The organism is Acinetobacter legionensis (assembly GCF_048551735.1).
Classification (GTDB): Bacteria; Pseudomonadota; Gammaproteobacteria; order Pseudomonadales; family Moraxellaceae; genus Acinetobacter.
Window position 1 is genome coordinate 68,812 of record NZ_JBIMBV010000007.1, and the last position, 14,077, is coordinate 82,888.

Below are 14,077 nucleotides of genomic sequence, written 5' to 3' on the forward strand. Positions count from 1 at the left end.
TCGCTTGGCCATTTGGTCACTCACCAATCACGATGCACTTAAGCGTTTAGCCCTATAGATTTTTAATATTCGTCAATACAGCAATGCTTTAATAATGTATTCATCAACAGATAAAGCCTAACCTTGACCACGGGTTAAATCAAAATCTCCATCACCAGACGAGAAACTGATTTGTCGACGACACCACGGGCAAACCACAGATTCCCGATAGCCGTCATAGCACATCAAATTACCGCATCCACACACGGCAAAAGCGGTCTCAGAAAAACAATGTGGACATTCAGGGAAACCATCGAGCTCAGCTGTATTGATCTGCTTATTTGATGCATTATGATCTGACCAAGTAAAATACTCCTCAGATATCGCGCTACAGGTATCTAACTTAAAATTATAGATATTGATATTTAAATCAGCTGGACCTTTGTACTGTAAATTTCGTATATATTTGATGATATAAGGTTTATTCATCTTTTGGCAGCGACCCACAAATATCGCACAATGATCATCGGCTTTATTTTTTTGCAGGGACAATGCATCTTTTGCCAAGCGCATATAACGCACATCAATCGGCAACAGTTCATCTTTTTGTTGATGACTACCAATACTGATACTTTGTGAGACCACAGAGGCCGTGATCCACTTACACAAACCTTTGACATACTCTTGATTGATTTGATCAATTGAAATGGTATTTTCAGTGATCTTACTCAGCACAGAAAAATCAACATCTGCACCTAAACCAATGGCGACGACTGTTGCTTTATGCGCATATTTAGCATTCCAGCGTTGAATTGCCTGATCATATTCATCGGTTGGACGACCATCGGTAAATATATAGACCATTGGCTTCCAGTCGCCTTTGACTTCACTGGTGGTTTTCATCACATAACGATCAATTTCCTGACCCAAATGATCTAAAGCTTTACCCAAATGTGTCCCACCACCCAAGGGCAAATTAAAATGATTAAAGGCAAATAACTCAGTTAAAGGGACCAATGTTCTGACAATCCCTGCATATGCAATCAAGGAAATAAATACAGTTTCAAGCGCATAAGGATCTTTTCTTAAACTGCTTAAAATAAACTCCACACCCTCTTGAACTGATTCAAGCGGTTGCCCGACCATTGATTCAGAACAATCAAGAACAAAAAATACCGGTAAACGACGCATAACTTCACCTACATTATTTTTATCATATTATTCAAAAATCTAAATCAAACAGATAAGTGCTGACCTGTTTGATTTAACATTTTTAACGTCAAGTAATATCCAGTTATAAAACCAACTGAATTTCGGCAGGTGGTGGTGGTAAAGAAATTGAATCGGATACCCCTGCGCTACTGCTACCAGCGACCACGCTTGCAGAAACCCACTTAAAGAAGCTAGCAAAACTATTTGAATCCATGGTGTCTAACACAACCACTTGGTCCGTTAGTTGCAGCAGGGATTCGGTTTTCGCTTTTGGCCCCGCAGCACAAGCGACAATCGTGGCAAAATTAAGCTGTTTAATTGTGGGAACGATTTGCTGATAAGCATAGACATCTGAGGGTGAACCATCTGTCATCAAAAATAATAACGGGCGCCAATCCCCTTTAACCTCATTACTACTTTTTTGCACATTCTGTTGTACTTGCTGTGCCAGTAATTCCAATGCAGCACCCATAAATGTTGCTCCCACATTGGGCACATCTAGATCTGGAATTTGAACTTGATCCAAAGGGGTAAGCGGTAAATAAACTTTTGCATCAATATCAAAGGTAATCACACTTAAATACACGCTTTCAAGCGCATAAGGATCTTGTCTTAATGCACTGAGCATCGACTGCAAGCCAACATTCACCGAGTGAATTGGCTCACCACGCATAGAGCCAGATGTATCTAATAAAATATATACAGGTAAACGGCGCATTATATTCTCATTCTTTAACTATATTTTTTTAACCATTCCACGAAATTATCCGTGGGTGATGCATTACCGACCGCATTAAATTTCCAACCAGTATTTTCTCTGACCAGTTCAGCAAATAATAATGAACGTTGTTGATCATATTGACCAATGCCTGATAAATCAAAACGCACCATTTCTTTACCAGTACCATCGACAGCACGAATAAAGGCATTTTTCACCTGACCAAAATGCTGATTGTTTTTTGCACCATTGTAAATTTGAACAATAAAAACAATCTTGTGATATTCAGCTGCCAAGCTATTTAATTTGACAATAATTTGCTCATCATCCCCGTCACCAGCACCAGTACGGTTATCGCCAGTCAGCCAGATTTGCCCTGAACGATGTTTTAAATTATTAAAAAAGATAACATCACTATTTTCGAGTGTGGCTTGACCTGCGGCATTCCAACCTAGATCTTTTACTTTTCCACTGATATCACATAAGAACGCTACCACATCTAGATCGTGTTCCTCACTCTTAGCGCCTGAAAATAATCCGCCTAAAAAGCCTTTCTTTTGCTCAGTGATATCCCAACCGAGTCCAATCGTCACTCGTTCTAAATCATGTTTAGATTTTTCAAGACTGAGTCCTTGACCTTTTACTAATGTAATTGCCATGCATTTTCCTTTATTTTTATAAAACCACATTCACTTCAGGTGGTGGTGGTGGAAGATCATTTAAGCCTGTGACTTCTTTTTGACCTGCATCTACTTTTTGGCTACCTGTAGAAATACTTGCAGAAACCCATTTAAAGAAGGCTTTAATGGTATTTGAATCTGCAGTTGCAAGTTCTACCACAACTTCTGTAATTTGTTTGAGAATACTGCTATCTGCATTATGTCCCGCTGCACAAGCAATGATCATCCCCGTCTTCGCTTGTTTGAGTTTTGCAAAACCTTTAGTCCAATCATCTGTTGGTGCACCATCTGTCATAATAAAAACTAAGGGTTTCCAGTCACCACGGGTATCAGGTGTGGTTTTTTGCACTTCTTGATCAATTTTATCTGCCAATAATCCAAGCGCTTCGCCCAACTGTGTAGTTCCCGTTGCCTGTAATTGAGGCGGTTGAAACAGCGCAATTTCAGTTAAGGGAATCAACTGCTTGGCTTGAGTATCAAAAGTAATAATAGATAAATAGGCTGTTTCAAGCGCGTAAGGATCTTGTCTGAGTGAAGAAACCAGTATTTCAACACCATTTTTAACGGCTTCAATCGGTTCACCATGCATCGAACCTGATGTATCTAATAATAAATATACGGGTAATCTTCTCATTTGTTTATCTCTGTTTAATGTCTCGTTAATTTTTAATCTTTATGTATATGTTTATATAAAAAATTGAACTAAAAACAAAGCTTTTTATCATTTTTAATACTTAATTTTTTATCCAAATATCAAATTTTACTTAAATACTCTATTTTTTAATTGATCTGATTCTGACATATTATTTGTTTTATGCTGGGTAATATTTTAAAAATAATTGCAGAGTTCTAAGCTATAATTGTTTTATTATTTACCTTAATCTGAATCCTCAGATTTTAAAGCCCAATATGTCAAAAAATCTCGCTACGTTGATTGGTTTAAGTGCCATTTTACAATGGTCTTCCATCGTCGGTTTATTGAAAAAAATTAGTTTTAGTTTGGGCGCTGAGTTAGCTGTGCTGCTGATGTATACACTGAGTACTTGTATTTTATTAATATTTTTTAAAATCCCAAATTTAAAATTAATTTCAAAAAAATATCTGATTTTTTCTACCTTATTATTTGTTATTTATGAATTATGTTTTTCTTATGCTATTGCACTGGCACAAACTGCTCAACAGGCCATCGAAGTCAGTCTAGTCAATTACCTTTGGCCAGGATTAACTGTTGCCATGCTGATCCTATTTAAAGAAATTAAATTTAATGTCTTTGTTATTGTTGGATTAGCCATCAGCTTGAGTGGAATTATTTTAATTCAAACTGGGCAAGGTGCTTTAACTTGGTCTAATATTTTATCCAATATTCTCGAAAATCCAATCAGTTATATTTTGGCACTTGTTGGGGCAACGCTGTGGTCCTTATATTGTGTAATTACCAAAAAATATAGCGATGGGCATAATCCAATTTCATTTTTCTTTGTTTCGATCAGTATTGTACTGTGGACTAAATACCTATGGTCACATGGGTTGAGTCTAAATGTAATTCCAGAAGTTAAACTTACAACAATTGGATTGTTAGGTATTGTTTCAGTGGTGATGGCCTTGGGTTATGCTGCTTGGAATATTGGCATTATCAAAGGCAATATTACGATTTTGGTGACTTTATCTTATTTTAGTCCAGTCATCTCCACTGTGATTTCAATGTTTATCTTACAAACCCACCTACCACCAGAGTTTTGGTATGGTGTGATGTTGGTAACTTCAGGCTCTTTGGTGTGTTGGATTTCGACAAATTGGCAACAATTAAAAGAAAAATTATTAGCTAAACTAACGAAGTCAAACTCTTTTTTATAAGAAGATCTATGTTGTTAAGATCAGCTTTAATCATATATTGATCATTCATCATCAATATATGATTAATTATGTTACCTCCAGACGCTGGGGAAGGAAAAATGAAAATTTACACAATATAGCGTTTGCTTAGTCCCCATTCTGCCAATATCCTGCGATAGGTTGTAGATGAACGATCTGCTTCAAAATGTGCTTCCATTGTAATATCCAATGGAAGCTCTTCTGGTTTTTGACTCTCTACCATGTCCTGATCTTCTGCAAAAATTTGTGCATTAAAATCATAAACTGCCTGCAAATCGCCTGTGGTATCAAAATTACGGGTGAGTGGTACAAATAATCGAGTTTGGTTATGTGATACAGGACAACAGGCATTTAAAATTTTTAATACGCCCTCACGTGGAAATTCAACTTTTAACACTGCTGAAAATGGCGGGTAAACGTCAAAAATTCGCTTCCATAAAAAACCTTCTGGTGCCAGATGCTGTAAACCATGTGGATAGTTGCTCACATTGCTGACATATTCAGTATGTAAACCATAATCTGTACGTTCAGTGGTGTATTTGGGTACAACAGGATTTTCAGCATCGGCAAAAGACTGCTGATGTACCCAAGCAAAATGTGCAACATCAATAAAACCTTCCAATTGCCGCCCGCTTGAACCAGCAATATCAACAAATGGTGGCAAAATGGGCTGATGATCAGGATGATCCCAAGTATCCAATATTGGAAAGTTTGCGAGGCTTTCATCACGGCTAAATAAACTCGTCCAAACCAAACCATATTTTAAAACTACAGGAAATTTGGTGAGGCTAAAGCGCTCTGAAATATTTGTCAGTTCTGGCTGTGCTGGAATTTTTGTACATTGACCTGCTGTGTTGTAATGCAATCCATGGTAGGGACAAACAATCTCTTCACCTTGCACCCAACCTTTGCTGAGTGGTACACCACGGTGCGGGCAAATATCACGCACCAACTGAATCGCACCACTTGCCGTTTGATAAAGCGCCATTTTCACATCGAGGAGTTGTACTTGTTGTGGGGCTGTTGTGACATCTTGCACACGTGCGACAGGATACCAATGCTGAGCGAGTATTTCCCAGTCTTTAGGCTCAAAACCACTACATTGTGGTTGACTAAACAAGTTCAGAACTGGAATTGCATTCATACAAAACTCACAGAATATATATTTAATGTCATGATCTTATGCTGTGATTTCAGCATAGCGCTCAGCTAAAATCATGGCTGAGTTTTAAATTACGAATTTTGTCTAATTCTGTCTATTAGAATGTTTTACTTATCTCATTCTAAAAAATAGAACACCTATCTGAAAATTATTTTTAGAAAAAACTCATCATTGGCATAAAAATCGCTTAGTGATCTGTGATTTTAGCGAGTTTCAAATTTCCTTGATTTTCATTGCTTAGGAATAAGTCCGTGAAATATAAATAATGGACAGCCCATATGCCTGTGAATACAACTTTTTCACGATTTTCAGATTATTTTATTGCCGTTGCCAAGACAGGTAGCTTAAGAAAAGCAGCAGATCAACTCTATATTTCAGTATCTGCAGTACATCGTCAAATCGCACTCGCTGAGGAAGAGTTTGGAATTGATCTGTTTGAACGTTTACCCAGTGGTTTAAAACTGACCCTTGCTGGAGAGTTACTCTATGCGGATTTGATTAAGTGGCAAAAAGAATTTCAATTAACTCGTAATCGTTTTGATGAAATTCAAGGGCTTTCTCGGGGAACCATTAATTGTGGGCTTATTTCAGCACTGAGTGATGGTTTTGTCTTAGATTCAATTCAATATATGTATGACAACTATCCTTGGATCAACTTTAATTTTCATATCCAAGACAGTGAAACTGTGTCAAATATGATTATGGAGGCTGAAATTGACTTTGGGATTTTATTAAACCCTAAAGGACATCATCAATTAGAGGTTCTCTCTTTTGTAGAAATCCCAATCGGTTTTATTTTACCTAAAGATCACCCTTTAACAAAAAATGAGAAAGTCTATCTATCAGATAGTGTCAACTATAAGCACTTGATTCCTGGCGCACCTTTAATTATTCATGATTACGCACAGACCTTGTATAAGCATCATAAGTTTAGCCCTCAGCATCACTTACATTGTAATGACATCCGAATGATGATGTCATTAATTCAAAAGAACTTGGGCATTGGTTTATTGTCATTTATTGATGCTTATCCTTATTTAGAGCGCGACGAGCTGGTTTTTAAGCCAATTCGAGAAAAACGTTTATATCCATTAACACTAGCTTTATGTGTTGCACCAAAACGACAACTTTCACGCGTATCGCAAATTATGATTAAGCATCTTATTGAACAAATCGAAGCATTTAAGCTCAAGTTGATCCCTTATCAATAATCAGGTTTGGGTATGTTGTAATACAAATCATTGATTTAAAGAAATGAACAACAGCCCCTTAAGCAACAAAGCAATGACGTGTAGCTGAGTGATGACTAGCAATAACTCCCTAAACATATATATGAATCAAAAGTGTTAAATTTCCAATGCTGAATTTAGATTTAGTAATTTAAATTCAGCATCGACCTAGCAACATTTAATCTAAAGGATTTCCGATAATATTACTGATAATGCCACGCATAATATGTGGACCTTGTTCTTGACGTAAATCTTGATACCATGCTTCGGTCACAGCCTCATCTTTCATATGGGTCACTTCACAGCGCTTACGGGCACGTAATACCAACTCATTGGCGCGCTCATTACGTTTATTTTGATATCGTTTTAAGGCATCCTCTACACCTAATGTATTGATTTGCAAAGCGCGTGCTAAGTAAATTGCATCTTCCATGGCTTGGCAACCGCCTTGACCAATATCAGGTGTGGTACTATGAGCCGCATCCCCCATAATTACCACTCTGCCTTTATAAAACTGGGTAAAAGGTTCAATATCATGAATTTCTACTCGATTGGTTTTTTGCTCATCAATCGCTTCAATTAAGTTTTGAACAGGCTGGCACCAGTCCTTAAAATATTGTTTAAATAGTATTTTATATTGGGCTTTACTGTTTTCCAAACCTACAGGTAATGGCACATCAAAGAAGAAGTAAAAACGTTGATCTGCCACCGGCATAAGCGAAACACGTTTCCCCTCTCCAACAAATGTTGTCCATTGATCTGCTTGGGCTAAATTATCTGAAATTTCCACTAAACCATTCCAATTGACATAACCAGCATAACGACGTTCAACCTGTTCACCCAATACATATTGGCGCGTTAGCGAATGTGTTCCATCCGCACCAATTAACAATGCTGTGGTGACTTCACTGCCATCTGCAAACTGAACTTTTATATGTTGATCTACTTGTTCTAGTGCAACCATTTTTTTCCCAAGATGAATATCGTCACGGCCAAATTCATCCATCAACATGTTTTGTAAATCTGCACGGGAAACTGGATAAGGCCGTTGTCCGACCTCTTCAATCAAAGGCATTAAACTAAACTGAGTCATGTGCTCACCAGTTAGTCCATCGATATAGGCTAAATGATCCATTTGACCACCGAGTTTGGCAACTTGATTCGTTAATCCTAAATAATTCAAGCACTTAACACCATTTGACCATAAAGAAATAGCAGCACCTACAGCTAGAATTTGTTCAGTTTGTTCATAGATGGTGACCGTATGTCCGAATTTTTTTAGTGCAATACCTGCGGTTAATCCCCCCATACCTGCACCAATAATAGTAATCTCCATCTATTTCTCCTCTGTCTGTATCTTTAACACTTATGACTAAAATGCTAAAAACGTGCCATTTATTTAAAAATCACAACATTCGTCAAGCAAAGTTGGCATAGGCTATGCATGATGAGGACGGTAAGATATTGTTTTTATGAGTGCTTATTGAACTTTAAGCACCCATATCAATGAATAAAATGATATAAATCGCAATATGAATGGTAAATAAATATGGCAACTTTACTTGCACCAAGTTTTGAGCTTCCTGCACATTTACAACAATGCACCAATTTGGCAGATCCCCGAATTGGTACAAAAGTACTTGAATGTTCAGATGATTTTTTTGCAGAAGCACAACGAATGTTGCAATTTAATCCACCCATTTTTGTAGAAGATAAATTTGATGATCACGGCAAATGGATGGATGGATGGGAAACCCGTCGTAAACGACATGCAGGCTATGACTGGGCAATTATTAAATTAGGCGTTGCTGGAAAAATTACAGCATTTGATATTGATACCACTTTTTTTACTGGGAATTACCCTGCCTCTGCTTCAATTGAAGCCTGTTATGCACCAAATGGGGACTTAAGCAGTGCACTTTGGCAACCCATTCTAAATAATTCTATTCTTGGCCCAAGCCAACACCATATTTTTAACATTAAAAATTCAGCAGTCTTTACCCATGTCCGCTTAAATATTTTTCCTGATGGGGGTATTGCACGTTTTCGCGTCTATGGCGAAGTGCAAATACAGATTCAAGATCATCAAAAAACATTAGATTTACTAGCACTAGAAAATGGTGGACGCGTGATTGCCTATAGCGACGCCCACTTTGGTCATCCTCGTAATTTGATCAATCCGAATCGTGGAATCAATATGGGTGATGGTTGGGAAACTAAACGCCGCCGTACACCTGGATTTGACTGGTGTATTTTAGCACTCGGTCAAAGTGGTGTAATTGAAAAAATTGAAATTGATACCGCACATTTCAAAGGAAATTTTCCTGCTCAAGTTTCTATTCAGGCGATATATATTGAAAATGCGACTGATCCACAACTAATTCCACAAAGTATGTTTTGGCCATTTCTACTCAATGCTCAGGATATGCAAATGGATCATATTCATGATTATGTAGCCGACATTTTAAAGCATGAAAAAATTTCACATATTCGTGTCAATATGATTCCAGACGGTGGTATTAGTCGTATCCGATTATGGGGTAAAATTATAGAGTGATTTTATGAAATATATTCAAATTCAACCTTTAACAGCTGAAGCTTTTGCCCCATTTGGTGAGGTCATTGCTTGTACTGGCAATGATTTTTTCCATATCAATAGTGCGCATACGGAACGTTATCATGCTTTATCCTTGGCTCAAGCGACCAACGCTGAAATCGGATTGAGTATTTTTCGAAATATTCAAAAAACCCAAGTGCCTTGTGAAATTCAAATGCTTGAACGACATCCGATTGGTTCACAGGCATTTATCCCGATGCAAGGTCAATCTTTCTTGGTTGTTGTTGCAGCCGCTTTGGACCAAGACCAACCTGATCTTGAACATATTTACGCCTTTATTAGCAATGGTCTACAGGCTGTAAACTATCGCGCAGGCACTTGGCATCATCCGTTATTGACACTAGAAGCACCCAGTGATTTTACGGTAATCGATCGGATCGGTGAGGGTCACAATTGTGATGTTTTTCAGTTTAATGAAAATATTGTCCTGACTTTATAAGCAATAAGCATCATTTCATAACATGAATTCAAAATGCTAATGGGGCGAAATTAGCTTTAAAAGTATTGATTAAAAACTTTTTTTGTATGTTCTTAAACTTCAGAGCAACATTGTTTTATGTTGCTCTGATTGGAAAATTTATTCTGAGTTTAACTTAATCAAATAAAATCATGATCAGATAAAAATCGTTTTAAAAATGATATTTAATCAACGCACTGACATTGTTTTCATCTTTGCCAGAGATTCCATATTTATTATTCCAAACTGAATACTCAACGCCTAAATACAATTTAGTATCTGGTGAAATATGTTTACCCGCATTCCATTTCCATTGTGCAGTCCAGTTTAACTCACTGGCATGGTCATCTTCTGCAGTTGACCAATCAAGAAAACCATCGACAAGAAAATCTTCTGATGCGATTTTAAATGGTACACCAAAGGCAAAAGTCAGCTGATAATCGTCATCCGTATTCTTATAATTGTCTGCTTTATAGAAGTTTAATTGTGCATACTGGAAATATGGAATTGCTAAATCTACCCCGATCCCATACAGATAATTGTTAAAACCTTCACCACCTTCCCATGTTGTGGCAATGAGAACGTCTTTGATTGGACCCACTTCCAACTTATGCCCTGAAATAGCACCCAAGCTCAATCGTGGTGACACTTCAAAATACGTCTCATTACCTGAAACATCATTATTGGTACGATCCGCAAATGCAAAGAAATCCCCATATTTTAATTTGGCTGCATATTCAAAAGTTATGGTCGATTGGTCGTCTTCCCGAGCAATCAGTTCATAGTTTTTTCCATATAAACCTGTAATGCTAAAGTCTTGCCAAATAGGTGCAGCATGAGTGCTAAAAGCAGTGCAAACTAAAGTTGAAAGCGCAGTAAATTGTGTTAAGTTCATTTTATAAATTCCCCCATCAGAAATAACGGTAAACACTTGTGTGAATAAGCAAAAACAAAGCCAATTTTTACATTTGGTCAAAATTTATTAAAAAAAACCCAAATCAATGGGCTTTAAAATCATAAAATAATCTAATTCTATAAAAGCTAGCTACCACGATACGTGGAATAAGCAAATGGGCTGATTAATAAAGGAATATGATAATGTTGTGCCAAATCAAGGACTGAAAAATGAATCACAACTTTTGGGAAAAACGTTGCTAAGGCTAAACGGTCAAAATATTCAGCAGTATAAAAAACCAAACTATAATCCCCTGTTTTAATTCCACTTAAATTAAAATCTGCTACCCGTCCATCTTCATTGGTCCTTGATTCTGCAACAATATTGTCTTGGCTATCCAATAATTTTATCAGAACATTTACGGCAGGCTTGCCAAGATGCGTGTCTAAGATATGGGTACTGATCATGTTATTTCCTTTCTAAACATTATTTTAATGCAATCAATCATTTAAGCTTTCATTTTCACTCAGTTCTTGATTGAGTCTTAACATTGCAATTTCACCAAGTTGTTGTTTAACAATACGCTGTTCTGTTTCAGGATCATTTAATAAACGATATTTCAGTGCTTGTAGAATTTCAGTCTGATCTAAGCCCATAGCACGAATTAAAAAAATATGACCAAATTTCTTTTCATAAGCAATATTGCCTTGCAATAAAGCATGTTGTGTTTCAGTGTTCTGTTTTATTGCTGATTGCTCTTGATGAGAAAATGCTTGCTCTTTTTCACTCAGCACTGCCTGAGCCTTTTTTTCACCGATCCGTGGGTGTGTCGCTAATGCATTTACAATTTCTAACCATGTCCAAGTTGAGGCTTGTATTTTTGCAAAATCCATTAACGCTTGAGTGTTGACAAATGGACGTTGTGACAAAATTTCATCTGACCAACGTTGAATGTGCACACAATGCTTGAGCAAGCTTGTAAGCTCTTTTGATGATGCTTGATTAAATTCTTCTATTTTCACGAATAATACCTATGCTTGAGTTCGCTAAAATTTTCAAACACTTTTATATAAACTTTGCTGCGCGCTTTACTGCATTCAATTAAAAATAAAGTGCTTACCTTAAAAGCCACATCCTCATAGCGACAATTATGCGGCTGGATGGTGTTTAAACCAATGTTCAGCGATATCACCGCGACGACAGATCCAGACTTTTTCATGTGCCTGTATATAATCTAAAAAACGCTGTAATGCTTTAAAACGACCGGGACGTCCCAGGATACGACAATGCATTCCAATCGATAGCATTTTCGGCTCAGTTTCACCTTCTGCATAAAGCACATCAAAGGCATCTTTTAAATATTGGTAAAATTGCTCGCCACTGTTAAAACCAGCAGGCGCGCAGAACTTCATATCATTACTTTCTAAAGTATATGGAATGATCAGGTGCGGCCGGCTTTGGCCTTGTAAATCGGTTAAGTTTGTCCAAAATGGCAAATCATCACCATAGTAATCGCAGTCATATTTGATCTGTGGAAATTCAGCCAATAATTTACGAGTATTTGGGCTATCTCGTCCTGTATACCAACCCATAGGTGTAGTGCCAAATAAGGTTTCTAGAATACTGATTGCTTGATCAATATGCTGACGTTCCGTTTCAATATCTATATTTTGGTAATTTAGCCAACGCTGTCCATGTGAAACCACATCGTAATGGGCTTGTTGAATGGCTTCCACAATATATGGATTACGTGCCAGCGCCATACCCACTCCAAATATGGTCATGGGTAAGTTACGCTTTTTAAACTCATGATGAATACGCCAGAATCCTGCACGAGCGCCATATTCATACATCGAATCCATCGACATATGCTTGTCAGGAAAACTTGCTGCTCCCACGATATCAGATAAAAACTGCTCAGAACCAGCATCACCATGTTCGATATGGTTTTCAGCACCTTCTTCATAGTTAAGAACAAACTGTACCGCTATTTGGGCTTGATTTGGCCATGCTACTTTGGGTACTTCACCGTGATAGCCAATGAGATCTCGTGAATAGGGAGTATTTTGGATTTGGTCTATTAAGTCTTGCCCACGTAAATAAGTTTTATTCACTCAAACCGCCTTTAAACTTTTCAATCACCATTTTTTAGTGTGAATGATCAAGCAGTTTTTATGCCAATCTCCTCATGCTTTAGTTAACGGGTTGGAAAATTAACTGCATGTGATGACTTGTTCCCTTGAAAATATAGTGGTGTTTTCCAATTTGAAAACTTAGATTAGGTTGAAGAGCACTTTCCTGCTGAGTACGTACAATCATCGAATTATTTTCATTCGATTCTTTTAACAAGAATTGATAAATTTTATCCGTCATCTCTGCATCTAATAATTTATGCTGGATTCTATTTTGTAGATATTGATCTAAACGTTTTATATAAAATTCTATAAGTTTTTTATCACCAGAACTAAAAACAGTCTCAAAATTATTTAAAGAAGCCACTTCATTATTGACTGAGCTTAATCCTGTGGTTTTAATTGCGCCCACTTCAAATTGATCAGTCCGTTCAAAAACTAGATTAAGGCTTTCAAGACTATCTGAGAAATTTGCATCTTGTTGTGAATATTGTTCATAAATATCATGAAAAAGTTTTTGATATTCCTTAGATATAGAAGCGTAATCATAGAGATTAAAGTATTGCACCTTACTCACATCGGCTAAGTATTCTGCACATTTTTTCCCACATTGATCTTTTTGTTGTTGACTGATTGCATTGGTCATTAAGTACTGTGTATAAAATTGATGTGCATCATCTAGATATTGAATCTTATGAGTCCATTTATATTTCACTAAACTTGCATCGCCTGCTGCAAGGTAGGTTTCGTATCTCAGAACATTTCTCTCTTTAGGTAAATCTTTCTCCCATAAATCATGATATTGATTCAAAATTTTAACACCTGATATTGTGAAGTCAGAAGCTGCTAAAGCACAATTTTTATCTTCCAAATAACCCAAAAGATCTGAAACAAAAATTACATCCATCGAATACACATCTATTTTTTCAGAATTTGGGCGATTTAAAAATTGATGTAACATGTTAAGAGGCATATAGCGATCAAGCCCCTTACATTGTGTTTCAAGAGGTTGCGCAAATTGAGTTAAATCTGACTTTAAAGCCGCAATATCTGCATATATCGATACAGGTATAAAAGTAAAAACCGTCAATAGCGCAATTTTTCTTATTATAAAATTCATAATT

At 36.9% G+C, this 14,077-nt stretch carries 15 protein-coding genes; 4 read left to right on the top strand and 11 right to left on the bottom strand.

Going from position 1 to position 14,077, the window contains the following annotated elements:
- Positions 1 to 117 precede the first annotated feature (117 nt).
- The 4 genes from ACG9ZL_RS08005 to ACG9ZL_RS08020 form a co-directional block, all read right to left on the bottom strand.
- Positions 118 to 1,170 (bottom strand): TerY-C metal binding domain-containing protein, encoded by a 1,053-nt coding sequence (locus tag ACG9ZL_RS08005; protein ID WP_419359692.1) that lies wholly within the window; start codon positions 1,168 to 1,170, stop codon positions 118 to 120.
- Between the two features lie 103 nt (positions 1,171 to 1,273).
- Positions 1,274 to 1,909: a vWA domain-containing protein gene (locus ACG9ZL_RS08010; protein WP_336951067.1), complete on the bottom strand. Its 636-nt coding sequence runs from the start codon at positions 1,907 to 1,909 to the stop codon at positions 1,274 to 1,276.
- A 14-nt stretch (positions 1,910 to 1,923) separates the two neighbouring features.
- A complete protein-coding gene (locus ACG9ZL_RS08015) occupies positions 1,924 to 2,568 on the bottom strand; it encodes a TerD family protein (RefSeq protein ID WP_336951066.1) in 645 nt (214 codons plus the stop codon).
- Positions 2,569 to 2,584: 16 nt separating this feature from the next.
- Positions 2,585 to 3,223: a vWA domain-containing protein gene (locus ACG9ZL_RS08020; protein WP_336951065.1), complete on the bottom strand. Its 639-nt coding sequence runs from the start codon at positions 3,221 to 3,223 to the stop codon at positions 2,585 to 2,587.
- Positions 3,224 to 3,498: 275 nt separating this feature from the next.
- Here ACG9ZL_RS08020 and yddG point away from each other — a divergent pair, with 275 nt between their 5' ends.
- Positions 3,499 to 4,443, top strand: coding sequence for an aromatic amino acid DMT transporter YddG (gene yddG, locus ACG9ZL_RS08025; RefSeq protein ID WP_419359693.1), 945 nt, complete (start codon positions 3,499 to 3,501; stop codon positions 4,441 to 4,443).
- Between the two features lie 106 nt (positions 4,444 to 4,549).
- Here the strand turns inward: yddG and ACG9ZL_RS08030 are convergent, their stop codons facing one another.
- Positions 4,550 to 5,605 (bottom strand): Rieske 2Fe-2S domain-containing protein, encoded by a 1,056-nt coding sequence (locus tag ACG9ZL_RS08030; RefSeq protein WP_336951063.1) that lies wholly within the window; start codon positions 5,603 to 5,605, stop codon positions 4,550 to 4,552.
- A gap of 296 nt (positions 5,606 to 5,901) precedes the next feature.
- Here ACG9ZL_RS08030 and ACG9ZL_RS08035 point away from each other — a divergent pair, with 296 nt between their 5' ends.
- On the top strand, positions 5,902 to 6,834 hold the full coding sequence (locus ACG9ZL_RS08035) for a LysR family transcriptional regulator (protein ID WP_336951062.1): 933 nt from the start codon (positions 5,902 to 5,904) through the stop codon (positions 6,832 to 6,834).
- 196 nt (positions 6,835 to 7,030) lie between these two features.
- Here ACG9ZL_RS08035 and hpxO read toward each other — a convergent pair whose 3' ends face one another.
- Positions 7,031 to 8,188 (bottom strand): FAD-dependent urate hydroxylase HpxO, encoded by a 1,158-nt coding sequence (gene hpxO, locus ACG9ZL_RS08040; protein WP_336951061.1) that lies wholly within the window; start codon positions 8,186 to 8,188, stop codon positions 7,031 to 7,033.
- A 213-nt stretch (positions 8,189 to 8,401) separates the two neighbouring features.
- Here hpxO and alc point away from each other — a divergent pair, with 213 nt between their 5' ends.
- Together alc and ACG9ZL_RS08050 are read left to right on the top strand one after the other, a co-directional pair.
- Positions 8,402 to 9,409 carry an allantoicase gene (alc, locus tag ACG9ZL_RS08045; RefSeq protein ID WP_419359694.1) on the top strand — a complete coding sequence of 336 codons (1,008 nt, stop codon included), beginning with the start codon at positions 8,402 to 8,404 and terminating at the stop codon, positions 9,407 to 9,409.
- A 4-nt stretch (positions 9,410 to 9,413) separates the two neighbouring features.
- Positions 9,414 to 9,908: an ureidoglycolate lyase gene (locus ACG9ZL_RS08050; protein WP_336951058.1), complete on the top strand. Its 495-nt coding sequence runs from the start codon at positions 9,414 to 9,416 to the stop codon at positions 9,906 to 9,908.
- Positions 9,909 to 10,098: 190 nt separating this feature from the next.
- On the opposite strand, the gene ACG9ZL_RS08055 is transcribed toward ACG9ZL_RS08050, so the two are convergent.
- The 5 genes from ACG9ZL_RS08055 to ACG9ZL_RS08075 all read right to left on the bottom strand — a co-directional run bounded on the left by ACG9ZL_RS08055 (position 10,099) and on the right by ACG9ZL_RS08075 (position 14,073).
- A complete protein-coding gene (locus ACG9ZL_RS08055; RefSeq protein WP_419359695.1) occupies positions 10,099 to 10,821 on the bottom strand; it encodes an outer membrane protein OmpK in 723 nt (240 codons plus the stop codon).
- Between the two features lie 146 nt (positions 10,822 to 10,967).
- On the bottom strand, positions 10,968 to 11,288 hold the full coding sequence (gene uraH / locus ACG9ZL_RS08060; RefSeq protein WP_105712584.1) for a hydroxyisourate hydrolase: 321 nt from the start codon (positions 11,286 to 11,288) through the stop codon (positions 10,968 to 10,970).
- A 33-nt stretch (positions 11,289 to 11,321) separates the two neighbouring features.
- Positions 11,322 to 11,843 (bottom strand): 2-oxo-4-hydroxy-4-carboxy-5-ureidoimidazoline decarboxylase, encoded by a 522-nt coding sequence (gene uraD, locus ACG9ZL_RS08065; protein ID WP_419359696.1) that lies wholly within the window; start codon positions 11,841 to 11,843, stop codon positions 11,322 to 11,324.
- A gap of 126 nt (positions 11,844 to 11,969) precedes the next feature.
- Positions 11,970 to 12,935 (bottom strand): allantoinase PuuE, encoded by a 966-nt coding sequence (puuE, locus tag ACG9ZL_RS08070; protein ID WP_056511287.1) that lies wholly within the window; start codon positions 12,933 to 12,935, stop codon positions 11,970 to 11,972.
- 79 nt (positions 12,936 to 13,014) lie between these two features.
- Positions 13,015 to 14,073 (bottom strand): hypothetical protein, encoded by a 1,059-nt coding sequence (locus ACG9ZL_RS08075; RefSeq protein WP_336951054.1) that lies wholly within the window; start codon positions 14,071 to 14,073, stop codon positions 13,015 to 13,017.
- Positions 14,074 to 14,077: the final 4 nt, after the last annotated feature.